This is a genomic window from Mycobacterium talmoniae, assembly GCF_001854525.1.
GTDB lineage: Bacteria > Actinomycetota > Actinomycetes > Mycobacteriales > Mycobacteriaceae > Mycobacterium > Mycobacterium talmoniae.
On record NZ_MLQM01000006.1, the window covers coordinates 19,194 to 45,402 of the forward strand.

The 26,209-nt window shown below is 68.6% G+C and carries 25 protein-coding genes and 1 tRNA gene; 13 read left to right on the forward strand and 13 right to left on the reverse strand.

Annotated features, from left to right (window positions below):
• Positions 1–14: 14 nt before the first annotated feature.
• The 4 genes from metG (at position 15) to BKN37_RS02590 (ending at position 5,449) form a co-directional block, all read left to right on the forward strand.
• A complete protein-coding gene (gene metG / locus BKN37_RS02575; protein ID WP_071020926.1) occupies positions 15–1,559 on the forward strand; it encodes a methionine--tRNA ligase in 1,545 nt (514 codons plus the stop codon).
• A gap of 86 nt (positions 1,560–1,645) precedes the next feature.
• Entirely contained in the window at positions 1,646–2,500 is an 855-nt protein-coding gene (locus BKN37_RS02580) for an NHL repeat-containing protein (protein ID WP_071020929.1), read from the forward strand.
• A 149-nt stretch (positions 2,501–2,649) separates the two neighbouring features.
• Positions 2,650–3,381 (forward strand): NHL repeat-containing protein, encoded by a 732-nt coding sequence (locus BKN37_RS30495; RefSeq protein WP_165618281.1) that lies wholly within the window; start codon positions 2,650–2,652, stop codon positions 3,379–3,381.
• 124 nt (positions 3,382–3,505) lie between these two features.
• On the forward strand, positions 3,506–5,449 hold the full coding sequence (locus BKN37_RS02590; RefSeq protein WP_071020935.1) for a serine/threonine-protein kinase: 1,944 nt from the start codon (positions 3,506–3,508) through the stop codon (positions 5,447–5,449).
• 4 nt (positions 5,450–5,453) lie between these two features.
• On the opposite strand, the gene BKN37_RS02595 is transcribed toward BKN37_RS02590, so the two are convergent.
• Positions 5,454–5,807 carry a hypothetical protein gene (locus BKN37_RS02595; RefSeq protein ID WP_071020940.1) on the reverse strand — a complete coding sequence of 118 codons (354 nt, stop codon included), beginning with the start codon at positions 5,805–5,807 and terminating at the stop codon, positions 5,454–5,456.
• 97 nt (positions 5,808–5,904) lie between these two features.
• Between BKN37_RS02595 and BKN37_RS02600 the strand changes: the two genes are divergently transcribed.
• From BKN37_RS02600 to BKN37_RS02610, 3 genes are all read left to right on the forward strand, one after another.
• Positions 5,905–7,068 (forward strand): NAD(P)/FAD-dependent oxidoreductase, encoded by a 1,164-nt coding sequence (locus BKN37_RS02600; RefSeq protein WP_071020943.1) that lies wholly within the window; start codon positions 5,905–5,907, stop codon positions 7,066–7,068.
• Entirely contained in the window at positions 7,068–7,961 is an 894-nt protein-coding gene (locus BKN37_RS02605; RefSeq protein WP_071020946.1) for an RNA polymerase sigma-70 factor, read from the forward strand. The genes BKN37_RS02600 and BKN37_RS02605 overlap by 1 nt, the downstream gene beginning before the upstream one ends.
• A gap of 110 nt (positions 7,962–8,071) precedes the next feature.
• Positions 8,072–9,307: an aminodeoxychorismate synthase component I gene (locus BKN37_RS02610; RefSeq protein ID WP_071020950.1), complete on the forward strand. Its 1,236-nt coding sequence runs from the start codon at positions 8,072–8,074 to the stop codon at positions 9,305–9,307.
• A gap of 40 nt (positions 9,308–9,347) precedes the next feature.
• Here the strand turns inward: BKN37_RS02610 and rsmI are convergent, their stop codons facing one another.
• A complete protein-coding gene (rsmI, locus tag BKN37_RS02615; protein WP_071020953.1) occupies positions 9,348–10,193 on the reverse strand; it encodes a 16S rRNA (cytidine(1402)-2'-O)-methyltransferase in 846 nt (281 codons plus the stop codon).
• A gap of 63 nt (positions 10,194–10,256) precedes the next feature.
• Between rsmI and BKN37_RS02620 the strand changes: the two genes are divergently transcribed.
• Entirely contained in the window at positions 10,257–11,768 is a 1,512-nt protein-coding gene (locus tag BKN37_RS02620; protein WP_095406980.1) for a dolichyl-phosphate-mannose--protein mannosyltransferase, read from the forward strand.
• Between the two features lie 43 nt (positions 11,769–11,811).
• The gene (locus tag BKN37_RS02625) at positions 11,812–12,408 is read left to right on the forward strand and encodes an alpha-ketoglutarate-dependent dioxygenase AlkB (protein ID WP_071020960.1); all 597 of its coding nucleotides are present in this window, start codon (positions 11,812–11,814) and stop codon (positions 12,406–12,408) included.
• A 7-nt stretch (positions 12,409–12,415) separates the two neighbouring features.
• On the opposite strand, the gene BKN37_RS02630 is transcribed toward BKN37_RS02625, so the two are convergent.
• Genes BKN37_RS02630 through BKN37_RS02640 form a run of 3 tightly spaced genes read right to left on the reverse strand, consistent with a single transcriptional unit; the run spans position 12,416 to position 14,777 of the window.
• On the reverse strand, positions 12,416–13,081 hold the full coding sequence (locus BKN37_RS02630) for a DUF5642 family protein (protein WP_071020963.1): 666 nt from the start codon (positions 13,079–13,081) through the stop codon (positions 12,416–12,418).
• A gap of 28 nt (positions 13,082–13,109) precedes the next feature.
• The gene (locus BKN37_RS02635) at positions 13,110–13,778 is read right to left on the reverse strand and encodes a DUF5642 family protein (protein WP_071020968.1); all 669 of its coding nucleotides are present in this window, start codon (positions 13,776–13,778) and stop codon (positions 13,110–13,112) included.
• A gap of 6 nt (positions 13,779–13,784) precedes the next feature.
• Positions 13,785–14,777 (reverse strand): GNAT family N-acetyltransferase, encoded by a 993-nt coding sequence (locus tag BKN37_RS02640; protein WP_071020971.1) that lies wholly within the window; start codon positions 14,775–14,777, stop codon positions 13,785–13,787.
• A 143-nt stretch (positions 14,778–14,920) separates the two neighbouring features.
• On the opposite strand from BKN37_RS02640, the gene gdhA reads away from it, so the two are divergent.
• Positions 14,921–16,270 (forward strand): NADP-specific glutamate dehydrogenase, encoded by a 1,350-nt coding sequence (gene gdhA, locus BKN37_RS02645; protein ID WP_071020974.1) that lies wholly within the window; start codon positions 14,921–14,923, stop codon positions 16,268–16,270.
• A gap of 130 nt (positions 16,271–16,400) precedes the next feature.
• On the opposite strand, the gene BKN37_RS02650 is transcribed toward gdhA, so the two are convergent.
• A complete protein-coding gene (locus tag BKN37_RS02650) occupies positions 16,401–17,573 on the reverse strand; it encodes an aromatic ring-hydroxylating oxygenase subunit alpha (RefSeq protein ID WP_071020977.1) in 1,173 nt (390 codons plus the stop codon).
• 84 nt (positions 17,574–17,657) lie between these two features.
• Here BKN37_RS02650 and BKN37_RS02655 point away from each other — a divergent pair, with 84 nt between their 5' ends.
• The gene (locus BKN37_RS02655; RefSeq protein ID WP_071021054.1) at positions 17,658–18,266 is read left to right on the forward strand and encodes a TetR/AcrR family transcriptional regulator; all 609 of its coding nucleotides are present in this window, start codon (positions 17,658–17,660) and stop codon (positions 18,264–18,266) included.
• Between the two features lie 39 nt (positions 18,267–18,305).
• On the opposite strand, the gene BKN37_RS02660 is transcribed toward BKN37_RS02655, so the two are convergent.
• Positions 18,306–19,526: a cytochrome P450 gene (locus BKN37_RS02660; protein ID WP_071020980.1), complete on the reverse strand. Its 1,221-nt coding sequence runs from the start codon at positions 19,524–19,526 to the stop codon at positions 18,306–18,308.
• A 188-nt stretch (positions 19,527–19,714) separates the two neighbouring features.
• On the opposite strand from BKN37_RS02660, the gene BKN37_RS02665 reads away from it, so the two are divergent.
• Positions 19,715–20,263, forward strand: a complete 549-nt coding sequence (locus tag BKN37_RS02665; protein WP_071020983.1) for a TetR/AcrR family transcriptional regulator — start codon at positions 19,715–19,717, stop codon at positions 20,261–20,263.
• Between the two features lie 48 nt (positions 20,264–20,311).
• Here BKN37_RS02665 and BKN37_RS02670 read toward each other — a convergent pair whose 3' ends face one another.
• From BKN37_RS02670 to BKN37_RS02695, 6 genes are all read right to left on the reverse strand, one after another.
• Positions 20,312–20,857: a hypothetical protein gene (locus tag BKN37_RS02670; RefSeq protein WP_071020987.1), complete on the reverse strand. Its 546-nt coding sequence runs from the start codon at positions 20,855–20,857 to the stop codon at positions 20,312–20,314.
• Positions 20,858–20,925: 68 nt separating this feature from the next.
• A tRNA-Ala gene (locus BKN37_RS02675) sits at positions 20,926–21,001 on the reverse strand.
• A 63-nt stretch (positions 21,002–21,064) separates the two neighbouring features.
• Positions 21,065–22,102 (reverse strand): divisome protein SepX/GlpR, encoded by a 1,038-nt coding sequence (sepX, locus tag BKN37_RS02680; RefSeq protein WP_071020991.1) that lies wholly within the window; start codon positions 22,100–22,102, stop codon positions 21,065–21,067.
• 510 nt (positions 22,103–22,612) lie between these two features.
• Positions 22,613–23,266, reverse strand: a complete 654-nt coding sequence (locus BKN37_RS02685; RefSeq protein ID WP_071020994.1) for a GNAT family N-acetyltransferase — start codon at positions 23,264–23,266, stop codon at positions 22,613–22,615.
• 15 nt (positions 23,267–23,281) lie between these two features.
• Positions 23,282–24,535 carry a molybdotransferase-like divisome protein Glp gene (gene glp / locus BKN37_RS02690; RefSeq protein ID WP_071020997.1) on the reverse strand — a complete coding sequence of 418 codons (1,254 nt, stop codon included), beginning with the start codon at positions 24,533–24,535 and terminating at the stop codon, positions 23,282–23,284.
• Between the two features lie 77 nt (positions 24,536–24,612).
• On the reverse strand, positions 24,613–25,524 hold the full coding sequence (locus BKN37_RS02695; protein WP_071021002.1) for a UTP--glucose-1-phosphate uridylyltransferase: 912 nt from the start codon (positions 25,522–25,524) through the stop codon (positions 24,613–24,615).
• Positions 25,525–25,587: 63 nt separating this feature from the next.
• Between BKN37_RS02695 and BKN37_RS02700 the strand changes: the two genes are divergently transcribed.
• Positions 25,588–26,193, forward strand: a complete 606-nt coding sequence (locus BKN37_RS02700) for a 5-formyltetrahydrofolate cyclo-ligase (RefSeq protein WP_071021007.1) — start codon at positions 25,588–25,590, stop codon at positions 26,191–26,193.
• Positions 26,194–26,209 lie beyond the last annotated feature (16 nt).

A 26,209-nucleotide genomic window follows, 5' to 3' on the forward strand; every position in this document is an offset into this window, starting at 1 on the left:
TAGGGTGGTATCCGATGAGGCCCTACTACGTCACCACGGCGATCACCTACCCCAACGGTGAGCCGCACATCGGGCACGCCTACGAGTACATCGCCACCGACGCGATCGCCCGGTTCCGCCGGCTCGACGGCTTCGACGTGCGCTACCTGACCGGCACCGACGAGCACGGGCTGAAGATGGTGGAGACCGCCGCCGCCGAGGGCCTGCCCACCGCCGAGCTGGCCCGGCGCAACTCGGATGTGTTCCAGCGGCTGCAGGAGAAACTGAACATCTCCTTCGACCGGTTCATCCGCACCACCGACGCCGACCACCTGGAAGCGTCCACGGCGATCTGGCAGCGGATGGTCGACGCCGGCGACATCTACCTCGACACGTATTCGGGCTGGTATTCGGTGCGCGACGAGCGGTTCTTCACCGAATCCGAGACCCGGCTCGCCGCTGACGGCACCCGGGTGGCCACCGAGACGGGGGCGCCGGTGACCTGGACCGAGGAGCAGACCTACTTTTTCCGGCTGTCGGCGTACACCGAGAAGCTGTTGGCGCACTACGCCGCGCACCCGGAGTTCATCGCGCCGGACGTGCGGCGCAACGAGGTGGTCAGCTTCGTCTCCGGCGGGCTGCGCGATCTGTCCATCTCGCGGACGTCGTTCGACTGGGGGGTGCCGGTCCCCGACCATCCCGATCACGTCATGTACGTGTGGGTGGACGCGCTGACCAATTACCTGACCGGGGTGGGTTATCCCGACACCGACTCGGCGCTGTTCCGCCGCTTTTGGCCGGCCGATCTGCACATGATCGGCAAGGACATCATCCGGTTCCACACCGTGTACTGGCCGGCGTTTTTGATGTCGGCCGGAATCGAGTTGCCGCGCCGGGTTTTTGCGCATGGGTTCCTGCTCAACCGGGGCGAGAAGATGAGCAAGTCGGTGGGCAACGTCATCGACCCGGTGGCCTTGGTCGAGCGGTTCGGGGTGGACCAGGTGCGGTATTTCCTGTTGCGCGAAATCCCGTTCGGCCAGGACGGCAGCTACTCCGACGAGGCGATGATCACCCGGGTCAACACCGACCTGGCCAACGAGCTGGGCAACCTGGCGCAGCGGTCGCTGTCGATGGTGGCCAAGAACTTGGACGGCGTGGTGCCGGTGCCCACGGATCTCACGGCCGACGACGACGAGCTGCTGGCGTTGGCCGACGGGCTGCTGGATCGGGTGCGCGCCCACTTCGACGCCCAGGCCATGCATTTGGCGCTGGAGGCGATCTGGTTGGCGCTGGGCGCGGCCAACAAGTACTTCTCGGCGCAGCAGCCGTGGGTGCTGCGCAAGAGTGAATCCGCCGCCGACCAAACCCGATTCGGCACCGTGCTGTACACGACGCTGGAGGTGGTGCGCATCGCGGCGCTGCTGATCCAGCCGGTGCTGCCCGAATCGGCGGGCAAGCTGCTGGATCTGCTGGGACAGCCCGAGCAGCAGCGCACGTTTGCCGCGGTGGCCGAGCGGCTCAAGCCGGGGATCACGCTGCCCGCACCCACCGGGGTGTTCCCGCGCTATCAAGTGGAGTGAGTGTGCCCGGCGAGCAGACACAAAAGCCCCCATTTCCTGCCGAAATGAGGGGCTTTTGTGTCTGCTCGCGCGGGGTAGGCCGCGGGGTGGCGGTCCTGATCGTCGCCCTCGGGCTCGCTGCGTGCGGTGGGCATCCGACCCGACAGCCCCCGGGGGCGGGGCAGCCCACCGAACCGCACAAGCCGCCCGCGGAGACGGTGCTGCCGTTCACCGACTTGATGGACCCCGGCGAGGTGGCCGTCGACGCCCGCGGCAACGTGTACGTCGTCGACCTGGGGCTCACCCGGGTGGTGGAGTTACCGGCGGACCAGCCACACCAACAGACAGTGCCGTTCACCGGTCTGGCCAGCCCGGAGGGGGTGGCGGTCGACGCCGCGGGCCGGGTTTACGTCAGCGACACCGGCAACCATCGGGTGCTGACGTTGGCGGCCGGGTCGAAAACCCAGGAGCAGCTGCCGTTCACCGACCTGCAGTACCCCAATGCGATGGCCGTCGACGCCGCCGGCGACCTGTACCTCACCGATATCGGCACCAACCGGGTGCTGAAGTTGCCGGCGGGGTCGAATACCCAACAGCTGCTGCCGTTTTCCGATCTCGGCGGCGTGTACGGGGTGGCGGTCGATCACGCCGGCGACGTCTACGTCTCCGACTTCGACCAGCACCGGGTGCTGATGCTGCCCGGCGGGTCGGGCGCGCAACAGGTGTTGCCGTTCGACGACCTCAAGGGCCCGATCGGGGTGGCCGTCGACGCCGGCGGCGCCGTGTACGTGATCGACGACGGCCGGGTGCTGAAGCTGCCGAAAGGCGCGACACACCAGCAGGTTCTGCCGTTCAGCGACCTGCACAACCCCCGGGATGTGGCGATCGATTCGGCCGGAAACGTCTACGTCACCGATGACGGCGCCAACAGGAAACGGGTATGGAAGCTGGCCGCCGGCTAACCGTCACGACTCCCCCGCTGCGGCGCGGGGCGCTGATGTTGGCCGGTCTCGTCGTAATTGCCGCCGGCACGGTGGGCTGTCGATCTGATCGCCGCTCGCCACCCGCAACGCCACCGTCTGCGCAGCCAACCGCTCAGGTGGTGCTGCCGTTGACCGGCCTGCACGCCAACGGCATTGCGGTCGACGCCGCCGGGAATGTCTTTGTCAGCGACTACGACAACAACCGGGTGGTCGAGCTGCCGACCGGATCCGGCGCCCAGCGGGACTTGCCGTTCACCGGTTTGCATCACCCGGTGGGCGTGGCGGTCGACGCCGCCGGCGACGTCTATGTCGCCGACTACGACAACAACCGGGTGGTGGAGTTACCGTCCGGGTCCGGCGCCCAGCGGGCGTTCACCGACCTGCCCCGCCCCTACGGGGTGGCCGTCGACGACGAGGACAACGTGTACGTCACCGTTAACCGCGATGGCGCAGACCAAGTCATGCAGCTGGCCACCGGGACGGGCACCCGACAAGTGTTGCCGTTCACCGGTCTACAAGAACCCTGGGGTGTGGCAGTCGATGCCGCCCGCACGGTCTACGTCGCCGACACCGACAGCAATCGGGTGCTGAAACTGCCGGCCGGGTCGACCACCCAGGAGGCGTTGCCGTTCACCGGGCTCTACCACCCCGGTGCGCTGACCGTCGATGCCGCCGGCAACGTGTACATCACCGACTACGACAACGACCGGGTCCTGAAGTTGGCGGCCGGCTCGGATACCCAGCAGGTGCTGCCGTTCACCGGCCTCGCGTCCCCGGTGGGGGTGGCGGTGGATGCCGCGGGCGATGTCTACGTCGCCGACGGCCTGTACCCGCGGGTGCTGAAGTTACCGGCGCGCTGATCGCTAGAACCGCCGAGCAGACGCAGAATCGCATTCAAAGTGGGTGTCGCGTGCGAATCTGCGTCTGCTCGTCGGTGGCGGCCTGCGATAACCTGAGCCGCAACCTGGGGAGGCGACGGCAACGATGACGGAAAGCGGCAGGCTGGCGCCGGGGGCGGTGTTCGCCGGATACACCATCGAACGCGTCCTCGGCGGCGGCGGAATGGGAACCGTCTACGTGGCAGCTCATCCGCGACTGCCGCGGCGGGTGGCGTTGAAGCTCCTTCACCTCGACCTGACCCGCGACGACTATGTGCGGTCCCGGTTCGAATCCGAAGCCGGCCATGTGGCCCGGCTGGAGCACCCCAACATCGTCGGCGTCTACGACACCGGGCGCGAGGGCAACCAACTGTGGATCGCCATGCAATACATCGAGGGCAGCAGCGCTGGCGATGCGCTGCGGAGTGGCGGGCCACTTGCCCCCGAGCAGGCGGTGAGGGTCATCGGTGAAACCGCCAAAGCGCTGGACTACGCCCACGGTGAGGGGGTGCTGCACCGCGACGTCAAGCCGGACAACATTCTCCTCGAACAGGACCGCTCCAACCGGGCCGGGCGGGTGTTGCTGGCCGACTTCGGGATTGCCAAAGCTTTGGCGGAGACCTCGCATCTGACCCGCACCGGCATGCTGGTGGCCAGCCTGCAGTACGCCGCACCAGAACAATTCGACGGCGAGGCGCTCGACGAACGCACCGACGTGTATGCGCTGGGCTGCACGCTTTTTCACCTTTTGACCGGGCGACCACCCTATCCCGGGACCTCGTTGCCGGAGCTGATGCGCGGCCACCTCATGACACCGGTCCCGCAGGCGAGTGCGGTGCGCCCCGGTTTGGCGCCGGCCTGGGATGCGGTGTTCATGCGGTCACTGGCGAAAAGCCGCCAGGACCGATTTCCCAGCTGCGGGGCGCTGGCGGAGGCAGCCACCGCTGTAGTGGCGCAACGGGGCGTCGCGGCACCACTTCCCGATATCGGACATGCCGCCGACACGCTGCTGGCGCCGACACCGACCCTATACGCCGAGCAGACCTTGCACGCCCAGCCCGCGCAGACTGCGGCGGTCGCGGCGTGGCCATCACACCAGCCATCGGCGCCAACTGACGTCCGATCCATCCCGGCGCCGCGACCGAGGTGGCCTCGCCGCCTGTTGATCCTGGGTGCAGTCATTTTCCTGATGGCCGGCCTCATCGCCGGGGTCGTCGGATACCGGATGTACAAGAGCGCTCATCCACCGGCTCTGCCACCGCCGCCGGGGGCGCTGCCCAGCTTGCGTGGCACCGACGTTCGGGTGGATGCCGCTGGGAACCTCTACGTCAGGGACGACACTCGGCTACTGAAACTGCCGGCGGGTTCGACCACGCCACAGGAGCTACCAGCCCTGGGCATTGGCTGGAATAGCAAGTTCGCGGTCGACAATGCCGGAAACGTCTACGCCACCAACCCGCCGCATGTGGTGAAACTACCGGCGGGTTCGACCACGCCACAGGATCTCCCATTCCCGGAGTTTTACCTCATGAGTGATTTGACAGTTGATTCCGCCGGCACGGTCTACGCTGCCTTGGACGGAATCTGGACCAGATTATCCGCGGGGTCAAATACCCCGCAGCACACGTCATTCCTGGAGGCGGACAGCCCAGGATTCGGTGCGGGCAGCCCGGAACGCATAGCGGTCGACTCCGAGGGAAACATCTATTTCAGCTGTTCGCGGGTCAAAGACGGTGAAACTGCGGTGATGAAAGTAGAGGGGCAGGTGAATTGGGGCCCGGTTGGAGCAACACTCCCCTACTCCTTCGCCAAGAAACTGCCATTCACCGGGCTCAAGTACCCCGGCGGTGTGGCGGTCGATCGGACCGGAAACGTCTACACCACCGACAGCGCTAATGCCCGGGTGCTGAAATTGCCGGCGGGCTCGAACACCCCGGAGGTGTTGCCGTTCACCGAACTCAGATACCCGGAAGATGTGGCGGTCGACGCCGACGGGAACGTCTATGTCGGCGACCTGGGCGGCTGGATAGTGAAGTTGGCGGCAAGGTAGCCCGCTACCGCGCCTCCAGTCGCACGACGACCGCCACCCGACCCCGCTCATCGCGATGCGCGACGGCATGCCCCGTCCGGTCCGCACCGTCCAACCGAATCGTCAGCGGGCCGCCGTCACCGAGGAAGTTTCGCCACCACGCTTTCGCATCCGGCATCGCGACCCCGATCGTCACCTCATCGCCGCTGCGCTGATAGCCCACCGGCAGGCTGAACGTCTGCCCGGACCGGCGCCCGACATAGCTGATCGTCGTGATCTGCCGGCGCAGCAGCGGACCGATCAGCGGCGCCGAGACCAGCGCCGTTGTCGCGCCGTTGAACACATTCACAAACACCCGCAACGGGCCACCGAACGCCACAAGCCCACCCTACGCAACGCGGTGACCCTGATCACAACCTGTCACATCCCGGCGCTCCGCGGTGTCTTGAGGGCACAACCAACAGGCAGGAGACATCATGACCCGCACCCATGTCGTCGTCATCGGCGGCGGCTACGCCGGCACCCTGGCCGCCAACCACCTGCGGGTGCGGCCCGACATCGACGTCACCCTGGTCAACCCGCGGCCGGCGTTCGTCGAACGGATCCGGCTGCACCAGCACGTGGCCGGCACCTACCGGGCCACCGTCGACTACGGCACGCTGCTCGGCGACGGGGTCCAGTTGCTGGTCGACAAGGCCACCCGGATCAACGCCGCCGACCGGCGCGTTGACTTGGCGTCCGGTCGCGAACTGACCTACGACTACCTCATCTACGCCGCCGGCAGCACCGGCGCGGTGCCGAACACGGTGCCCGGCGCCGCCGAATTCGCCTACCCGGTGGCCGAATTCGAGGCCGCACAGCAGCTGCAGCACCGGCTCGACGAGCTGCACCCCGATGCCCCGGTGACCGTGGTCGGCGGCGGGCTGACCGGCATCGAGACGTCCTCGGAGCTGGCCGAGCAGGGCCGGCGGGTGACGCTGGTGTGCGGTGGTGTGCTGGCGCCGTCGCTGTCCGCGCCGGGCCGCCGCTCGGTGGCCAAGGCACTGCGCCGACTGGGCGTCGACGTGCGCGACACCGCGGTGGTCACCGAGGTGCACCCCGACGCGGTGGTGCTGCAGGATGGCAGCATGCTGCCCAGCGCGGTGACCGTGTGGACGGCGGGCTTCGGTGTCCCGGACCTGGCCGCGGCCAGCGGTCTGGCCACCGACACGCTGGGCCGGCTGCTCACCGACGAGACACTGACCAGCGTCGACAACCCGTGGATCGTCGCGGCCGGGGACGCCGCCGCACCGTCGGGTCAGCCGTTGCGGATGAGCTGCCAGGCCGCCGGGCCGATGGGCGCCCAAGCCGCCAACACCGTCGTGAGCCGCATCGCCGGCACCGAACCGGCCGCGTTGAACCAGGCGTTCACCGGTCAGGCGATGAGCCTGGGCCGTCGCGCCGCCACCATCCAGCTCGCCCGGCTCGACGACACCCCGATCAACGCCTACGTCGGCGGCCGGGTGGGCGCGGCGATCAAGGAAGCGGTCTGCAAGGCCACGGTGTGGTCGATCCGCCACGCGGCGGCCAAACCGGCCTCGGTGTTCTGGATCAAGGGTGGCCGGCGGCCTGCCCCCGCCGAGCAGAACGAGTTGGTGTGATGGACGAGCACGCCGAACGGTTCACCACGCTGCGGCCGCTGCTGTTCACGATCGCCTACGAAATCCTCGGTTCGGCAACCGAATCCGACGATGTCCTGCAGGACTCCTACCTGCGGTGGGCCGACGTCGATCTGAGCACGGTGCGCGACACCAAGTCGTATCTGGCCCAGCTGGTCACCCGCCAGGCGCTCAATGCGCTGCGGGCGGGTGCCCGGCGCCGGGAGGACTACGTCGGGCCGTGGCTACCCGAACCGCTGCTGCTCACCGAGCAGGACCCGTCGGCCGATGTGCTGCTGGCCGAATCGGTGTCGATGGCGATGCTGGTGCTGCTGGAGACACTCAGCCCCGATGAACGCGCGGTGTTCGTGCTGCGCGAGGTGTTCGGGTTCGACTACGACGAGATCGCCGCCGCGGTAGGAAAATCCGTGGCGGCGTCCCGTCAGGTCGCCCATCGGGCCCGCGCACATGTGCAGGCCCGACGGCCGCGGTTCACCCCGGTCGACCCGGACGAGACCGCGCGGATCACCGAAGAATTCATGGCCGCCGCGGCCAGCGGTGACGTGCAGGCCGTGATGGCCATGCTGGCCCCGGACGTGGTGTACACCGCCGACAGCGGCGGCAAGGCCAGCGCGGCCCGCCGCCCGGTGATCGGCGCGGACAAGGTCGCCCGAGGGCTCGTCGGGCTGGTCGGGCGGGGGCTGCAGCTGCCCGACGTCCGGGTGGAGATGGTGGTCTGCAACGCCGCCCCGGCGGTGCTGCTGTACCGCGCCGAGAAGCTGGAGGGGGTGTTCACCGTGGAGATCGTCGACGGGCTGATCACCAACTTTTACGCCATGCGCAACCCGGACAAGCTGGCCGCGCTGGCCGCCACCCGCGAGATCAGCCGCGCCTGAGCCTCCCGCGAGCGGTCCCCCGTGCGGGTGGTGCCCCCAGCAAAGGCCCCTACTTCAGCGCGAAGAAGGGGTCTTTTGCGTCTGCTCGCCGGACACAGCAAGCTAGGACGGTGCGAATCGAGCGGCTCGGCGCCCTAGGCGAAGCCGGCGAGGTGCTGCGCGCGGTCGGTGACGCCACCGCCCGGCTGCGGTTGCCGCCGCCGGCGGCGCTGACCGGCGACTGGTTCGGCGCGCGGGCGGTGATCGCCCCCAGCGTGGCGATCGAGCCCGTCGACCCCGCCGACGCTTTCGCCGTCGCACCCGGCGCCGACCCCACCGCGGTCGGCGGCGGCTGGATCGGCTACCTGTCCTACCCGGACGCCGGCGCCGAGGCGCGGCCGCCCCGGGTGCCGCACGCCGCCGGCGGCTGGACCGACTGCGTGCTGCGCCGCGACGGCGACGGACAGTGGTGGTACGAAAGCCTGTCCGGCACGCCGATGCCGGGGTGGCTGGCCGAGGCGTTGGCGACCCCGGCCCTGCCGCAGCACTGCCGGATCGACTGGACCGACGCCGACCGCGACCGGCACCGGGCCGGGGTGCTGGACTGTCTGGAAGCCATTGGGGCCGGCGAGATCTACCAGGCGTGTGTATGCACCCAGCTCACCGGGACCGTCAGCGGAGCCCCGCTGGACTTCTTCGCCGACGCGGTCGAGCGCACCGCACCCGCGCGGGCCGCGTTCCTCGCCGGCGATTGGGGGGCGGTGGCGTCGTTGTCGCCGGAGTTGTTCCTGCGGCGCCGTGGCGACGTGGTGACCTCCAGCCCGATCAAGGGCACCTTGCCCCGGCACGCCAGCCCGTCGGCGCTGCGCGCCTCGACCAAGGACGTCGCCGAAAACATCATGATCGTGGACCTGGTCCGCAACGACCTGAGCCGGGTGGCGGTCACCGGGACGGTCAGCGTGCCCGAACTGTTGGCGGTGCGCCCGGCGCCCGGGGTGTGGCATCTGGTGTCGACGGTGTCGGCGCGGGTGCCGCTGGAGGTGCCGATGTCGGCGCTGCTGGACGCCGCGTTCCCGCCGGCGTCGGTCACCGGGACACCGAAGCTGCGGGCCCGCCAACTGCTGGCGCACTGGGAGCCGCACCGGCGCGGGGTGTATTGCGGCACCGTTGGTTTGGCGTCGCCGGTGGCGGGTTGTGAGCTCAACGTGGCGATTCGCACCGTCGAGTTCGACGGCCTCGGCGGCGCCGTGCTGGGGGTCGGCGGCGGCATCACCGCCGACTCCGACCCGGATGCCGAGTGGCAGGAATGCCTGGATAAGGCCGCACCGGTGGTCGGGCTCACGCCCTCGTCACTGACTCTGCGCTGACGGCGCGGTCTACTCGCACTTCTGCGCCATACGCGCAGAGTCAACGCCCCGGAGAACGCGCCCGCAGCACCGCGTCGTAGAGCTCGCGGCGCGACGGCGCCCCCGGATGCGCGGCGATCACCTGCGCGCAGGCGTCCTTGACGCCGACGCCGTCGTCGGTCAACGCCGTCACCTCGGCGACCAGGGACGCCACATCGGCGATGGGCGCCGCCCCCGCCAGCACCACGGTGATCTCCCCCAGCACGCCGTCGGCGGCCCAGTCCGCCAGCTCACCCAGCGATCCGCGCACCACCTCCTCGTGCACCTTGGTCAGCTCGCGGCACACCACCGCGGCGCGTTCGGCGCCCAGCACCTCGACGGCGTCGCGCAGGCAGGCCGGCAGCCGACGCGGCGATTCGAAGAACACCGTGGTGCGCCGCTCGGCGGCCAGCGACGCCAGCCAGCTGCGCCGCGCCGCGGCCTTGCGCGGGGCGAAACCCTCGAAGCAGAACTTCTCCGCCGACAGCCCCGACACCGCCAGCGCGGTAGTCACCGCGGACGGTCCGGGCAGGCAGCTCACCGCCAGGTCGGCGGCGACGCACGCCGTCACCAGCCGGTAGCCGGGGTCGCTGATCAGCGGCATGCCGGCGTCGCTGACCACCAGCACCGTCGCGCCGGCCTCGATGGCCGCCACCAGCGACGGCACCCGCCCGGCCTCATTGGCGTCGAACAGGCTGACCAGCTGTCCGGCGATGCGGACCTGCAGCGCCGACGCCAGGGTCCGCACCCGCCGGGTGTCCTCGGCGGCCACCACGTCGGCGGAGCCCAGCGCGGCCACCAGCCGCGGGGACGCGTCGGAGGGCTGACCCAGCGGGGTCGCGCCCAGCAACAGTCGACCGCCGCTCATGGCGCACAGCTTACGATCGTGGGGATGACCGCCCCGCCCGCTATAGCCCCCGCACCGGAGCGCATGGTCCCCGTCATCAGCCCCGGCCCGTTGGTACCGGTCCCGGATTTCGGGCCGGTCGACCGGCTCAACGGCTGGGTGATGACCGGGGGGATCACCGCGCTGGCGGCGGTGACGCGGTTTATGAACCTGGGTTCGCCGACCGATGCCGGCACCCCGATCTTCGACGAAAAGCACTACGCGCCGCAGGCCTGGCAGATGCTGGGCAACCACGGTGTCGAGGACAACCCCGGCTTCGGCCTGGTCGTGCACCCCCCGGTCGGCAAACAACTGATCGCGTTGGGCGAGGCAATCTTCGGCTACACCGGGGTGGGCTGGCGGTTCACCGGCGCGCTGCTCGGCGTGCTCCTGGTGGCGCTGGTGGCGCGCATCGTGCGCCGGATCAGCCGCTCCACGCTGGTGGGCGGGATCGCCGGGCTGCTGCTCATCGCCGAGAGCGTCAGCTTCGTCGCGGCCCGCACCGCGCTGCTCGACGGGTTTTTGACGTTCTTTGTGGTGGCGGCGTTCGGCGCGCTGATCGTGGACCGCGACCAGGTGCGGGAACGGATGCACACCGTGCTCACCGAGGGCCGCAGCGCCGACACGCCGTGGGGGCCGCGGCTGGGGGTGCGCTGGTGGCGGTTCGGCGCCGGGGTGCTGCTCGGGTTGGCGTGCGCCACCAAGTGGTCCGGGCTGTATTTCGTGCTGTTTTTCGGGCTGATGTCGCTGGCGTTCGACGTCGCGGCGCGCCGCCAGTACCGGGTGCTGCGCCCGTGGCTGGGGACGGTGCGCCGCGACGTGGGCCCGACGCTGTATGCGCTGCTGCTCATCCCGTTCGGGGTGTATCTGGCGTCGTATGCGCCCTGGTTCGCCTCGGAGACGGCGGTGGACCGCCACGAGATCGGCCACACCATCGGCCCGGACACCGCGTTCCCGCTGCCCGCCGCGGTGCGGTCGCTGTGGCACTACACCTACCAGGCGTATCACTTCCATGCGGGCCTGACGAATGCGGCCGGCAACTACCACCCCTGGGAGTCCAAGCCGTGGACCTGGCCGATGTCGCTGCGGCCGGTGCTGTACGCCATCGATCAGCAAAACGTGCCCGGCTGCGGGCCGCAGTCGTGTGTGAAGGCGGTGATGCTGGTCGGCACCCCGGCCATGTGGTGGCTGGCGGTGCCGGTGCTGTTCTACGCGACCTGGCGGACGGCGGTGCGCCGCGACTGGCGCTACGCGGCGATCCTGGTCGGCTACTGCGCGGGCTGGCTGCCCTGGTTCGCCGACATCGACCGGCAGATGTACTTCTTCTATGCGGTGGTCATGGCGCCGTTTTTGGTGATGGCGCTCGCGGTGATCCTCGGCGACATCCTCTACCAACCCGGCCAGGGCGCCGAGCGGCGCACCCTGGGGCTGATCGTGGTGTGCTGCTACATCGCGATGGTGTTGACCAACTTCGCCTGGCTGTTCCCGGTGCTCACCGGCCAGCCCATCTCGCAGAGCACCTGGAATATGGAGATCTGGCTGCCCAGCTGGCGCTGAACGCAGCCGCCGACTCGAACAGGCGTGCGATAAACTGGGCGGCGTGGCGATACCGGTACAGGAGTCGCTGTTCGCCGTCGCCGAGCGGAGAGCGCTCGGTGGCGGCGCCTGGCTCGACATTCGCTCCAACTGGGCGACCGACGCCGACGAGCTGTTCGACGCCCTGCACTCGACGGTGCCGTGGCGGGCCGAGCGCCGCCAGATGTATGAGCGGACGCTCGATGTGCCGCGGCTGGTGAGCTTTCACGACCTGACCGTCGACGCGCCCCCGCATCCGGCGTTGACCCGGCTCCGACGTCGGCTCAACGACATCTACGCCGGTGAACTCGGCGAGCCGTTCACCAGCGCGGGGCTGTGCCTGTACCGGGATGGCTCCGACAGCGTCGCTTGGCACGGCGACACCATCGGCCGCAGCAGCACCGAGGACACCATGGTCGCGATCGTCAGCCTGGGCGCCACCCGCACGTTCGCGTTACGGCCCCGCGGCGGCGGGCCGTCGTTGCGGCTACCGCAGCAGCACGGCGACCTGCTGGTGATGGGCGGCTCCTGCCAACGCACCTGGGAGCACGCGATTCCCAAGACGTCGCGGCGCATCGGCCCGCGGATCAGCATCCAGTTTCGGCCCCGCGACGTGCGCTGAGGCAGGCTCAGCTGCGGATCGCCGCCACCGCCTCGGTGAGCAGCTTCTTGGCCCGCTCGGTGTCGACCTTCGCGGGGGGTTTGTTCGGCAGCACCAGCGGGTTGGCGGTGACGATCACCTGGTAGTCACCGAAATGCGCGGAGTAGGTGTACAGCTCGCCGGCGCGGGATTGCCCGTTGTTGCCCACCGTCCGCACCGCCCGGTGGACGCCAAGCGTGCGCGCCCCGTCGATCTTCGGCGCGTCGACCGCCTTGATGACCCCGTTGAGGTGGCCCCCGAAGAACTGGACCGTCTCGCAGCCCCGCTGCGGTTGGTTGACCGGTATCGGTTCGGAGGTTTCTAGGGCGATGGTGATGAAGCGGTTGCCGTTTCCCTCGGCCGCGACCGCGGCCATGTTGCCCTGGGTGCCCTCGGGCAGCTGCTGGCCGGTCGCGAACTTCGAACAGCTGGCGGGATCGAATTTCAACCCTTCCGGCAGCTTGCGGCTGGACAGCATCTTGGGGTCGATGCCCGACTTCCCGAAGTCCTTGACCTTGAACTCCGGGCCGAAACTGGATTTGACGGCGTTGACCTTGGTGATGTCGGCGGAGACTGACTCCGCTGATTTGTCGGATCCGCAGGCGGCCAGCCAGCACGCACATCCGATCGCGAGTACAGCCTTCGGGTTCAGCATCGTGGTCAATCTACCGAACCGGTCGCGGTCAGCTCCGCAAAGCGGACACCGTTTTCTTCAGCAGGTCGGCGGCGAATCCCGGGCCGAGCGCCGGATGCGGGGCGCCGGGGTCGGCGACCACGGCGGTGAATGCATAGTAGTCACCCAGGTAGGCGGTGAAAGTGTCTGCACGGGAAGTAATTTGGGTGCCACCCTCGACGACGGTGCTGATCGCGCTGGCCAGGCCGAGGGTGTCAGCGCCGTCGATGCGGGGCGGGTCGATCAACTGCACCCGGGCGGTGGTGCGGCCCTGGGTCATGGTCCAGTGCGGACACTGGGCCACCCGGCCCCGATCCAGGGCCAGCGGTCCGGTCGTCGACGCCGCGACCACCGCGTAGCTGAGCCCGCCCGGCCCGGAGCCCGACACCCCGCGGGCGGTTCCGCCGTGTCCGCCGAGCGGATCGGCCAGAACCGCGCAGGGCGGCGGATCCGCGGTCCAGGCCCCGGGCAGACCCCAGAGCGCGGCCGGCGACGACACCCCGGTGACACCGCGGACCTCATAGCCGGGCGGCATCGCGCCGCGGACCCGGCTGATATTGGCCGGGTTGATGCGCGACGACGGGGTTGCCGAGCCCGACGACTCGGGCCGGTGTTGCGGCGGGTGGCCACACCCGGCGACCAGCACCACTACTGCCGCACCGACCCAGCACCGCCGCATGCCCGGTTACCCGAATGTCTGGATCACTTGGCGGGCAACGTCTTCGACTTGCTCGAGCAGGTGCTGATCCAACGGCAGCTCCGTCAGGGGCGGCACGTCGATGATGGTGGTGACCACCCCGGGCTCGTCGCGCTGCCAGAACGCCCCGTGATGGTCCATGATGGCCCGCATCGGCGCGTTGTCGGAGAGCACCCGCGCGGAGAACTTTTCCACCCCGCCCACCCGGGCCGCGACGGCCAGCGCACTCATCAGGAAGGTGCCGATCCCGCGGCCCTGGTAGGCGTCTCCGACGGTGAAGGCGACCTCGGCGACGGTCGGGGCGTCCTCGTCCCGGACGAAGCGGGCGTCGGCCACCGGGGATCCGTCCAGTGTGGTCACCACCCAGACGAAGTGGTCGACGTAGTCGACCTCGGCCAGATAGTGCATCAACGCCGGGCTGGGGATCCGCGGTGTCATGAATCGGCGGTACAGCGTGTCGTTGGAGAACTGGACGTGTCCGTGCAGCGTTCGTTCCCGGTCACCGGGCAGCACCGGACGCAGCAGCAGTTCTCCCCCGTCGCGGTCCTGGATGGGGATCGGGGTGATGAACGCGGCCAGGCGCTGACGCACGGTGCGCACCAGCCGGTCCATGACCGCCGGGATGTGCACCAGCTCGGCGAACGCCTGGTCGTCGCCGATCCAGCCGGTCAGGGGCGTGGTGGTGCACACCGTCGCGGTCCGCGGAATGTGGCGGAGCAACGCGATCTCGCCGACGATCATGCCGGCGGAGACCTCGTCCAGGGTCACCGCGCCGTCGTCGCGGCGGTGCCTGACCTGCGCGGTTCCCGACGAGATCAACAGGAACGAGACGGCCTGCTCGCCCTGCTGCATCAGCACCTGCCCGGTGGCGGCGCGGAGCGGTTGCAGCCGTTTGACCAGCGGCGCCAAGTCCTCGGCCGAACATCCCTGGAAAATGTCCATGGTCGCCAGTTCGTCGGCGCGCACCGTCAGTTCGGCCACCCATAGCCCCCAACCAGGTCGAGGTCGTCTGATTTAGGTTATGGCCCCGACCGCGAGGGGGCAATCGCCCCGGATCGGGCGTGGCGCGCGTCGGTCGTTAGCCTCACCATGCGGGGACAACAGGTGTGAGGAAAAGGCGGGGCATGACTGGGCTGGACGGAAAACTGCACGATATCTACGACGAGGTGCTGCGCCGCAACCCCGGCGAAACGGAATTCCACCAGGCCGTCTACGAAGTGCTGAACAGCCTTGGACCCGTGGTCGCCAAACATCCGCAGTACACCGATAGCGCGGTGATCCGCCGGATGTGCGAGCCGGAGCGACAGATCATCTTTCGGGTGCCCTGGGCAGACGATCACGGCGCCGTGCAAATCAACCGGGGCTTTCGGGTGGAGTTCAACTCCGCGCTGGGCCCCTACAAGGGCGGACTACGGTTCCACCCCTCGGTGTACCTCGGGATCATCAAGTTCCTGGGATTCGAGCAGATCTTCAAAAATTCGCTGACCGGCCTGCCCATCGGCGGCGGCAAGGGCGGTTCGGACTTCGACCCCAAGGGCCGCTCCGACGGGGAGATCATGCGGTTCTGCCAGTCGTTCATGACCGAGCTCTACCGCCACATCGGCGAATACACCGACGTCCCGGCCGGCGACATCGGGGTGGGCAGCCGCGAAATCGGCTACCTGTTCGGCCAGTACAAGCGGATCACCAACCGCTACGAGTCGGGGGTGCTGACCGGCAAGGGCCTGACCTGGGGCGGATCGCAGGTCCGGACCGAGGCCACCGGGTACGGCGCGGTGTACTTCATCGACGAGATCCTCAAAGCCGCGCACGATTCGTTCGACGGCAAACGCGCGGTGGTGTCGGGGTCGGGCAACGTCGCGATCTACGCGATCGAGAAGATCCATCAGCTCGGCGGCACCGTGGTCGCCTGCTCGGATTCCTCCGGCTATGTCGTCGACGAAAAGGGCATCGACCTGGAGCTGCTCAAAGAGGTCAAAGAGCAGCGCCGGGAGCGGCTACAGGCCTACAGCGACGGCCGCGGCGGCGCGGCGGACTTCGTCGCGGGCCGGTTGACCTGGGACGTCCCCTGCGACATCGCGGTGCCCAGCGCCACCCACAACGAGCTCAACGCCGCCGACGCCGCCCGGCTGATCAAAAACGGCTGCCGCATCGTCGCCGAAGGCGCGAATATGCCGTGCACCCCCGACGCGGTCAAGGCGTTCGCCGAGGCGGGGGTGACCTTCGCGCCGGGCAAGGCGGCCAACGCCGGCGGGGTCGCCACCAGCGCACTGGAGATGCAGCAGAATGCATCCCGCGACTCGTGGACCTTCGGCTACACGGAACAGCGACTGGCCGCCATCATGCACGGCATCCACGACCGCTGCCTGGCCACCGCCGAGGAGTACGGTGCGCCCGGCAATTACATCACCGGCGCCAACATCGCCGGGTTCACCCAGGTAGCCGACGCCATGCTGGCCCAGGGCCTGATCTGAGCGTCGCGGCGTTGGCGCTGCGCCGCGTTGACTCTGCGCTGCGTTGACTCTGCGCGTACCAGGGGGTCTACTCGAACTTTTGCCTGGTAGCCGCAGAGTCAATCGAGGTTCTCCACGACCATCCCTGACGTCAGGCGAGTGCGACGCCCAACTCCTCGGCGAACACCTTGATCATGTGCTGTACGCCGATTTCGTTGCGGCCGATGATCATATGGTCGTGCTGGCCGTGCCGGACACCCTCGCCGCATTGCGGCAGCATGGCGAAGTCCTCGTCACGCACCGCGGCATGCACGCCGTCGAACACGGCGTCGTAGCCGGCGCGCATGTCCTCGGTGGTGGCGGGCACGCGTCCCATCCAACTGTGCCGCACGGTACAGCGGGTCGGCTCGCCGGCGGGCAGCATGTCGATGATCTCCACGCCCACGGGACTATTGGCGAGGATGAGGTTCGGGTACACCCAGTAGATGACGCCCATGTTGGCCAGTGGCTCACGGGATGCCTCGGGATCGGATTCCACGTTGGTGATCCAGTTGAACGGGAACCCGATCCGATGATGCTTACCGAACTCGTCGTAGACCATCGTGTTGGCGAGCGTGTTTTGCCCGATCAGGCTTTGCCCGTGGACGTACGGGAAGTGGTAGCCCTCGGCGAAGGCTTCCAACGCGCCCTTCCACGACACCTCGGAGGTGAACTCACGCTCCTTGTGATAGCCGTAGGACCCGTAGTTCCACAGCGCCAGTTCGGCACCGAAGTCACCCAGGTGCGCGTCGAGGTCGAGGGTCGCGTCGGCGGTCAGCACCGCCCAGATGAAACCGTGCCGCTCCTCGGAGGGCAGTTCCACCAATCCGTAGTCCCGGGTGTCCATCGAATCGAAGCCGGCCTTGCCCGGCACCATGAACAGTTCGCCGGTGTTCTTGTAGGTCCAGGCGTGATACGGGCACACGAACCGGGCAGCGTTGCCCGACCCGCAGGCCGGCATCGCGCCACGGTGCCGGCAGTAGTTGAGCAAGACGTGGCTGGCGCCGGAGCGGTCACGGGTCACCAACAGCGAATCGCCCAGCACCGAGCGCACCACGTAGTCGTTCTTTTCCGGCAGTTGCGCCGACGGCACGATAGCCAACGGCACCCGGCGCAGGATCTGCGACTCCTCGATCTCGGTGATCTTGGGATCGCGGTAATAGTGCAGCGGCACTCGAAGTTCGCGGTCGGCCAGGTCCGTCGTTCCGTCCAGGGCGTGCCGTAAGCCGCGCCGGGTCAACGCCTCGTCGGTGCCGCGCACCGGGCTGTGGGTCGTCGTCACCATCGTCTCCTTCGATTCCCTTTGACCATACAGTGATCATGGTTTGTATTGTCAAGGTTGCGGCCCCGATTGTGCGACGATCACGCGATGCGGCGACACGGCTGGTCGGGAGACATTCCGGATGACGACGACGAAGCGGTCGCGCGCATCCTGGCCGCGACGCGCGGCGCTATCGATGAGCGCGGCACCGCCAGCGTGTCGGAGGTCGCTCAGGCGCTGGGCGTCACCCGGCAGACGATCTACCGCTACTTCCCCACCCATGAGGCGCTGTTGGGCGCCACGGCACTGTCGTCGGTGGACGGCTTCCTCGATCGGCTGGCGGCCCATCTAGGGTCGATCACCGATCCCACCGAGGCCGTGGTGGAGGGCATCGCCTACACCTTCGAACAACTGGCCCACGACAAGTACCTCGGCCTGGTGTTCCAGCCGGGCAAGGCCAGCGCCTTCACCGCGGGGGTGACCTCCGACCTGGCCATCTCGTTCGGCCGGTCGATCCTGCAGCGATTCGACGTGGATTGGCCGGCAGCGGGATTCGGCGAGGGCAAGTTGGATGAACTGGTCGAGATCATGCTGCGCACGCTGCAGTCGCTGATCGTGGACCCGGGACGCCCACCCCGCGCGGGCAGGCAATTGCGTGGCTTCCTGGACGCTTGGATCGGACCGTCAGTGCGCGCGCAGGCCGCGACACCGCAGTGAATCGTGCTTCGCACGAACGCAAAGGTCGCTCAAAATGTCTCACTCATAGGCGATTTGTAGGCGTTCGAGGCGGCGGACCAGGAGGCTGGGGAGCCACTTCCCGACGTCGGCGGCCGCGATGTTGGAGGTCCGTTCGAGGAGGTGACCCAGCACGACCTTCGCCTCCAATCGAGCCAGTGCCGCCCCGACGCAGAAGTGGATTCCCCTGCCGAAACTGATATGCCCCTTTCCCGCTGGCCTGTCGAGTCGAAACTGTCCAGGGTTGTCGAAGTGCGACGGGTCCCGATTCGCCGCTCCCCACAACAGGAGCAGTCGGGAACCGGCCGCTAACTCGACACCGCACAGTTCGGTGTCGTTGACGACATGCCGGTAATGACCCCGGAAGGGTGGCTCGTAGCGCAGCACCTCTTCGAGAAACGCCCCGAGCAGGTCCGGGTGATCACGCACCCGCGGCTGAATATCCGGCCGCGTCGCGAGTACCCATGCGGCCGAACCGATCAGGGAGGCGGTGGACTCCCCGCCCGCGCTGAACAGCGTGATCATCATGGCCAGCGCCGCTAGGTTGTCCAGTTCGCCGGTGGCACAGGCGGTCGCGAGGTCGCCCAGCAGGTTGTCTTGCGGATCGCTTGCCGCGCCGTGAAACTGTTCGGTGATGTAGGCGCTGAGTTCCATTACGGCGGTGCCGGCGGCGTCCAGCTGATCCCGGGTGACCAGCCCTTCGACCACCTGGGTCGCCGCATAGCCCCAGTGGATGAGCTTGCCGATATCGGCGTCGGGGACGCCGATGATGCGCCCGACAATCATCATCGGGAGTCGGTTCGCCATCGCGCTCATCCATTCGATGCGTCCGTCTTCGGCATGGGCGTTCCAGATGTGGGCGGCGGTGTCGGCGATGAAGGGTTCGAAGGCGCGGATGCGCTTGGCGGCGAGCTGCGGCAACAGCGCCTTGCGATGCACGGAATGTGCTGGCTCATCAGCGGTTGCCAAGGCTTGGGTGGGGCCGCCGAGTTCGCCGACCGGGAAGGGGGTGATGGTGCCTCCGGGTTCATACATCATCGTCGCGGTCAGGTTCGACGAGAAGTCGGCGCAGCGCGTGACCGCCTCGTTGACGGCGACCCAACTGCTCACGGCGTAGAAGCCGGAATCCCCGATGCGATGGACAGGCCCGGTCTGGTGCATCCGCTCATAGAGCGGATGCGGATCCTGCACAAACCGGTCGTTGAACAGCGCGAGCCCGAGGCCACCATCGTCCGATGTCATGGCTCCACGCTGCGGGGCGCCGGCGCGCCGCGTCAATCGACGTCGACAAAGTTGCGATGCGGCGAACTCGGCTGGGGGTGCGGTCGTCTCACCGGCGGTGACTCAGCTGCGCAAACGCTGGAACATACCGCCTATGCTGTCTCAAAATTGAGAACATATGGACCAACCGATTCAGAGGGGTGACGCCGATGGTTCGCGACGACTGGGTCGTTGGCGGCGACCGCCGAGCGGCGGCGGCTGATCGCATTTACGCCGCCGCGACCGACCTCATCGTGCGCGAGGGGCTCGATGCTTTCGACATCGATACCCTGGCGGCGCGGGTTCACTGTTCCAGAGCCACCATCTATCGCTACGCGGGCGGCAAGGCCCAAATCCGTGACGCGGTGCTCGTCCGCCTTTCCGCCGGAATCATTGAGACGGTTCGGCGTGCCGTGGACGGGCTCAGCGGTGCGGAACGGGTCATCACCGCTGTCACCGTGGCACTGCAGCAGATCAGGTCGGACCCGCTCCGGCGACTGATGCTCAGCCCGGGCAGTTCTCCGGATTTGGGTGAGCTGCATTCCTCGCCAGTGCTCGGGCATCTTGCGGCCGAGCTCACCGGGATCACCGACGACGACCCCCAGGCGGCGCAATGGATCGTGCGCGTCGTGCTATCCCTGGCCTACTGGCCAATCGGGAGCGGCCGCGTCGAACAACAGGTTCTACAGCGTTTCCTGGCTCCGGCCTTCACCTCATGAACGACGGGTGGTGGCAGCCGATGCTTGGCGCCGACGACTCTCGATGAGTTACGACCCGATCCCGAGGATGACCCGCAGCGCCTCGGCGTTGCCGATGGCGTCGTCGACCGGGTGATGGGTATGTGCGGTGCGGCGCAACGACTTCCACGACGACTGGTCGGCCCACCGACCGCGGGTGCCGGCGAAGTAGTCGCCGATCCGCCTGCTGGAATGCCCGAACAGCAGGCCCAGCCCCGCGCCGTCGGTGAAACAGTTCAGCCACATCGCGTCGAAGCCATTGTTGTCGCTGACGAGCGTGGGTCGGGCGACCTCGAAGCCACCGACCCAGGCCTGCAGCGCGGCGGCGACGTCGCCCGGCTGCTCACCGTGCAGGGCGTCTTGGCCGTCGACCGCCCAGTACGGTTCGGCGATCGAGGCCCCGTCGTCGCCGAGTTCCAGCACGGGCAGCCCCGCGGGGTCGTGACGCCACCGGTACAGGTGCCCGTAGAAGGTCCGTCCGCTGACGACGTGCACCGCACCGAAACAGGGCATCACCCCGGTCATCGGTGTTGGGGCGGTCGCCTCCACGTCCACCACGAACAGGTCTTCGTACATGAGCGCCCAGCCTACATTTTGTTGCGCCACCGCAAACAAGAAAACCCCAGCATAACTGGGGTTTTACCTGGTGGAGCTAAGGGGAATCGAACCCCTGACCTACTCGATGCGAACGAGTCGCGCTACCAACTGCGCCATAGCCCCTGGCCGCTAGCAGGTTACCAGTCACCGCCCGGCGACCAGAAACCGAACACGGTTTGCGACGGGCTACTGGCCGGCCGCGCGCGGGAGATCGGTGCGCCAGTCGTAGTCGCGCGCATACGAGGCGTAGGCCAGATGCTCGAAGGCCGGGTCCTCGTCGTCGATCTCGAGCACCGCGGCTCCGGGCCGGCGCAACCGGGCCGGGACCACGTCGAATTCGCGGTCGTGAGTGTTTTCCACGCCCAGCCGCGACCGCGCCATCCGCTGCATGCGCCGACGCCGCAGCCGCTCTTCGATGCGGGTCTGCCGACGCAGGTAGGCCAGGTAGAGCACGGTCACGCCCGCGGCGCTGCCGCACAGCCACCACGCACCGGGCGCCACGGTGAAGGCCGCCGCGGCCGATGCCACCAGCACCAGCGCCATCGCCATCAGCATCCGCTTGCGGAACTTGTACTTGCGCGCGCTGACCGCCGCAGCGGTTTTCGAGTCGTAACGGCGGCGGCGCGACGCCCCCGACAACGGCGTGCGCGTCGCCGTGGTGGGCGGGTCGGCCTCCGCTTCCAGCCCCGAGGTGTCCTCGACGTACTCGTATTCGTCGGCGTCGGCCTCATCGGGGTCGTCGTCGCCGGCGTCTTCGTCGTCGTCGAGGTCTTCGGTCTCGTACTCGGCTTCGTCGGTAAGCGGGTCCTCGGCCCCCTCGGGGTCGTCCGCGTCCGTCGCCTCCGCGCTAGCTCCCACCGGCAGCGCCCCGGAATCCTCTTCGACAACCTCGACGTCCAGGTAATCCGGCTCGGCTTCCTCAACCTCGGCCGCCTGCACGGCGACCGCCTGCGACGGGGTCTCGGTGTCCGTGTCGGCGTCGTCGAACTCGTCGTCGGCGTGGTCTTGCTCGGGTCGCCAATCGGGATCACTGCGATGACCGGCCGCGGGGCCGCCGCGTTTGAGCAGCCGCGCGGCGCTGCCGCTGTTGAGCACCCGCGTCGCCAAGGCCACATCGCTGGTACGGCGCACGGCCTCGCGCTTGCTGATCAGCATGGGCACCAGCACGAAGAGCCAAAGCACTACCAGTGATATCCAGAGCAACGATTGGGGGATGCTGGGCATGGTGGCCTGCTCCTTTCCTAGCCAAGGCTAGGTATGCGACCAGCGCGTCCGCGGCTGACGCGCCGAGTACAATTACATGTCTGTAATTTACTCCGCTAAGGCCTCAATAGCCACAACTGCCACAGTAGTAACACCGAAAATTCTTGCGAGAGGCTTTTTCGGCCTCGAGACTGCGCTGGTGGCATCGAGCCTGCGTCCAGGGCGCCGAGCCTGTACTCACGGCATCGAGACTGCGCTCACGGCATCGAGACTGCGTCCAGGGCGCCGACTCTGCGCTCAGGGCATCGAGACTGCGTCCAGGGCATCGAGCCTGCGCTCAGGCCCAGTATCGGCGCGAAAACACGGCATCACCGCAGACTCGGCGCCACCACCGCAGAGTCGAGACCCTCACCGCAGACTCGGCGCCGTCAGCGCAGACTCGACACCCTCACCGCAGACTCGACGCCACCACCGCAGACTCGCGACCACCACCGCAGGCTCGCGGCCGCCACCGCAGGGCCCCCAAACAAGTCACACCCAGCTGGCCTGGCCGTTGCGCACCAGCCGCGAGGTCACCGAGCCTTCGACCTCCTCGACGGTCAGGCCCACCAAGAGGTGGTCGCGCCAGCCCCCGTCGACGTCGAGGTAACGCCGCAGCAAGCCCTCTTCCCGGAAACCGACCTTGGCCAGCACCGCCCGGCTGGCCGCGTTCTCCGGACGCACGGTGGCTTCCACCCGATGCAGTTTCACCGACCCGAAGCAGTGGTCCAGGCCCAACGCCAACGCCCCGGTGGCCACCCCGCCGCCGGTGGCCGCACTGGACACCCAGTAGCCGATCCACGCCGACCGCAACGCCCCATGGGTGACGTTGCCGATCGTCAACTGGCCGCAGAACTGGCCGTCCAGCTCGATGCTGAACGGCAGCATGCGGCCCTTCCGGGCCTCCGAGCGCAGGCTGGAACACACCGCGGGCCACGCCGAAAGCGCATGCCGCAGATTCCAATTCACCTCCGCGGTGGGCTCCCACCGCTCCAGATAGGCCCGGTCGGCCAGCCGGATCCGGCTCCAGTGCGCGCCGTCGCGCATCCGCACCGGCCGCAGCCGGATCACCCCGGCCGCGACGCGCAGCGGCCCCAGCACCTTCGGCCAACCCGGATGCTGGGAGCTGGAGCGCCACAAGTTCACGAGCGTGTACGCCGCTCAGCCGCGCTGAGCCAAAAAGGCGACGTCGATGAGTTCACCGGTCGGAATCTGCTCGGCCTCCTCGGGCACCACCACCAGACAGTTGGCTTCGGCCAGGGTGGCCAGCAGGTGCGAGGACGCACCCGGGGCCCCGCCCAGCGCCTGCACCAGGTATTCCTCGGTGTCCTGATCCCGCATCAGCTGGCCCCGCAGGTAGCCCTTGCGTCCGACCACCGAGCTGATCGGTGACAGCGTACGGGCCGGCACCACCCGGCGCATCGGCTGCCGCTTGCCCAGCGACAACCGGATCAGCGGCCGGACCATCACCTCGAACACCACCAGCGCGCTGACCGGGTTGGCCGGCAGCAGGAAGGTCGGAACACCGTCTGGCCCCAGCTGACCGAAACCTTGCACCGAGCCCGGATGCATGGCGATCCGGGCCACCTCCATCTCGCCGAGTTCGGACAGCACCGCGCGCACCGCCTCGGCGGCCGCACCCCCGACCGCGCCAGCGATCACCACGATCTCGGCCCGGTTCAGCTGACCCTCGACCACTTCGCGCAGTTCGGCGGGGTCGCTGCTGACGATGCCGACCCGGTTCACCTCGGCCCCGGCGTCGCGGCCGGCGGCCGCCAACGCATAGGAGTTGACGTCATACACCTGGCCGTTGCCGGGGGTGCGGGCGATGTCGACCAACTCGCCCCCCACCGACATCACCGACAGCCGCGGCCGCGGATGCACCAGTACCCGCTCGCGGCCCACCGCGGCCAGCAGGCCCACCTGCGCGGCGCCGATCACCGTCCCGGACCGCACCGCGACGTCGCCGGGCTGCACATCGTCGCCGGTCCGGCGGACATACGCCCCCGAGCGCACCCCGCGCAGCACCCGCACCCGGGACTTCCCGCCGTCGGTCCAGCGCAGCGGCAACACCGCATCGGCCAGCGTCGGCATCGGGGCCCCGGTCTGCACCCGCGCGGCCTGACGCGGCTGCAGCCGGCTGGGGGTGCGCGCCCCGGCCTCGATGGTTCCCATCACCGGCAGGATGACCTCGCCGGAGGCCGCCCCGGCCTCATCATCGTGGACGTCGAGCACGTCGACGCTGCGCACCGCGTAGCCGTCGATCGCGGCCTGATCAAAGCCCGGCATCGGCTGCTCGGTGACGACTTCTTCCGCGCACATCAGGCCCTGCGCTTCGGCGATCGCAACCCGGATCGGTCTCGGCGCCACCGCAGCCGCCGTCACCCGAGCCTGCTGCTCCTCCACCGAACGCAACGCGCGCCTTTCTGCCGTCGAGCGGTTACCGCCGAACTCGGAGTGCCCGGCGTTGGCCCGATCCGATTGCCCGGTGACTAATCTTCGGTCAGGCCCAATCGCGCCACCAACCACCGCCGCAATTCCGGGCCGTAGTCGTCACGATCCAAGGCAAAGTCAACCGCAGCCTTGAGGTAGCCGCCGGGATTTCCCAGATCGTGTCGAGACCCGCGGTGCACGACGACGTGGACCGGGTGGCCTTCGGAGATCAGCAGCGCGATCGCATCGGTGATTTGCACTTCGCCGCCGGCGCCGCGGTCGATGCGGCGCAACGCATCGAAGACGGCCCGGTCGAGCACATAACGCCCGGCGGCGGCGTACATGGACGGCGCATCCTCGGCCTTGGGTTTCTCCACCATGCCGACGACCTTGAGCACGTCCGGGTTGTCGCTGTCGGGCACGGGTTCGACATCGAAGACGCCGTAGGCGCTGACCTCCTCGGGCGTGACCTCGATGGCGCACAACACGGTGCCGCCGCGGTGCGCGCGCACCTTCGACATCGTTTCCAGCACCCCGGTCGGCAGCACCAAGTCGTCGGGCAGCAGCACCGCGACGGAATCTTCGTCGTCGGCCAGGGTGGGCTCCACGCAACCGATGGCGTGGCCCAACCCCAGCGGCTCGGCCTGCACCACCGACTCGACCTTGATCAGCTGCGGCGCCCGGCGCACCTTGGCCAGCATGGCCTTCTTGCCGCGCGCCTCCAGCGTGCCCTCCAGCACCAGGTCTTCGACGAAGTGGGCGACGACGCTGTCTTTGCCCTCGGAGGTGACGATCACCAACCGCTCGGCACCGGCGTCGGCGGCCTCGGCGGCCACCAATTCGATGCCGGGGGTGTCGACCACCGGCAGCAGCTCCTTGGGCACCGTCTTGGTCGCCGGCAAAAATCGGGTGCCCAGACCGGCCGCGGGCACGATCGCCGTGCGCGGAACCGGAAGCTGTGATCCAGACATCGTTCACACGATAACTGCATCGGGTCGGCGCGCGGGAACGCCGGTCCTGGCATCGTGGAGGCCATGGGCACCGCAGGCAAGGCCGCTCTGCGCAGCCGGCTGCTGCAGGCCCGCCGTGCAATTGCCGACGACGTGCGGGCCGCCGAGGCGCAGGCGCTCACCGAACACCTCAGTGCGCTGACGACCGGCACCGGCACCGTCTGCGCCTACGTGCCGGTGGGCGCCGAACCCGGGGCGATCGCCATGCTGGACGTGTTGTCGCGGCGCAACCTGCGGGTGTTGCTGCCGGTCGCCCGCACCACCAGCGACGATGTTCCGCTGCCGCTGCGCTGGGGCGAGTACCGGCCGGGACGGCTGGTGGCCGCGCGGTTCGGCCTGCTCGAACCGCCCGAGCCGTGGCTGCCGGCGTCGGCGCTGGGACAGGCCGGGGCGGTGCTGGTCCCGGCGCTGGCCGTCGACCGCCACGGCGTGCGGCTGGGCCGTGGCGGCGGCTTCTACGACCGCTCCCTGGCGTTGGCCGCGCCGGAGGCGCCGCTCATCGCGGTGGTCCGCGATGAGGAGGTGCTCGACGAGCTGCCGTGCGAGCCGCACGATGTGCGGATGACCCATGCGCTGACCCCCGGCACGGGCGTGACCTCGCTCGGCGCGGGAATGACACGCGCCACATAGCGGTTCTAGCACTTAG

Bases quoted from the DNA above. Each gene is read 5' to 3' on its own strand.
- metG (WP_071020926.1), top strand. From the start codon at position 15: ATGAGGCCCTACTACGTCACCACGGCGATCACCTACCCCAACGGTGAG.
- BKN37_RS02590 (WP_071020935.1), top strand. From the start codon at position 3,506: ATGACGGAAAGCGGCAGGCTGGCGCCGGGGGCGGTGTTCGCCGGATAC.
- BKN37_RS02600 (WP_071020943.1), top strand. From the start codon at position 5,905: ATGACCCGCACCCATGTCGTCGTCATCGGCGGCGGCTACGCCGGCACC.
- BKN37_RS02605 (WP_071020946.1), top strand. From the start codon at position 7,068: ATGGACGAGCACGCCGAACGGTTCACCACGCTGCGGCCGCTGCTGTTC.
- rsmI (WP_071020953.1), bottom strand. From the start codon at position 10,193: ATGAGCGGCGGTCGACTGTTGCTGGGCGCGACCCCGCTGGGTCAGCCC.
- BKN37_RS02620 (WP_095406980.1), top strand. From the start codon at position 10,257: ATGGTCCCCGTCATCAGCCCCGGCCCGTTGGTACCGGTCCCGGATTTC.
- BKN37_RS02630 (WP_071020963.1), bottom strand. From the start codon at position 13,081: ATGCTGAACCCGAAGGCTGTACTCGCGATCGGATGTGCGTGCTGGCTG.
- BKN37_RS02635 (WP_071020968.1), bottom strand. From the start codon at position 13,778: ATGCGGCGGTGCTGGGTCGGTGCGGCAGTAGTGGTGCTGGTCGCCGGG.
- gdhA (WP_071020974.1), top strand. From the start codon at position 14,921: ATGACTGGGCTGGACGGAAAACTGCACGATATCTACGACGAGGTGCTG.
- BKN37_RS02650 (WP_071020977.1), bottom strand. From the start codon at position 17,573: ATGGTGACGACGACCCACAGCCCGGTGCGCGGCACCGACGAGGCGTTG.
- BKN37_RS02655 (WP_071021054.1), top strand. From the start codon at position 17,658: ATGCGGCGACACGGCTGGTCGGGAGACATTCCGGATGACGACGACGAA.
- BKN37_RS02660 (WP_071020980.1), bottom strand. From the start codon at position 19,526: ATGACATCGGACGATGGTGGCCTCGGGCTCGCGCTGTTCAACGACCGG.
- BKN37_RS02665 (WP_071020983.1), top strand. From the start codon at position 19,715: ATGGTTCGCGACGACTGGGTCGTTGGCGGCGACCGCCGAGCGGCGGCG.
- BKN37_RS02670 (WP_071020987.1), bottom strand. From the start codon at position 20,857: ATGTACGAAGACCTGTTCGTGGTGGACGTGGAGGCGACCGCCCCAACA.
- sepX (WP_071020991.1), bottom strand. From the start codon at position 22,102: ATGCCCAGCATCCCCCAATCGTTGCTCTGGATATCACTGGTAGTGCTT.
- BKN37_RS02695 (WP_071021002.1), bottom strand. From the start codon at position 25,524: ATGTCTGGATCACAGCTTCCGGTTCCGCGCACGGCGATCGTGCCCGCG.
- BKN37_RS02700 (WP_071021007.1), top strand. From the start codon at position 25,588: ATGGGCACCGCAGGCAAGGCCGCTCTGCGCAGCCGGCTGCTGCAGGCC.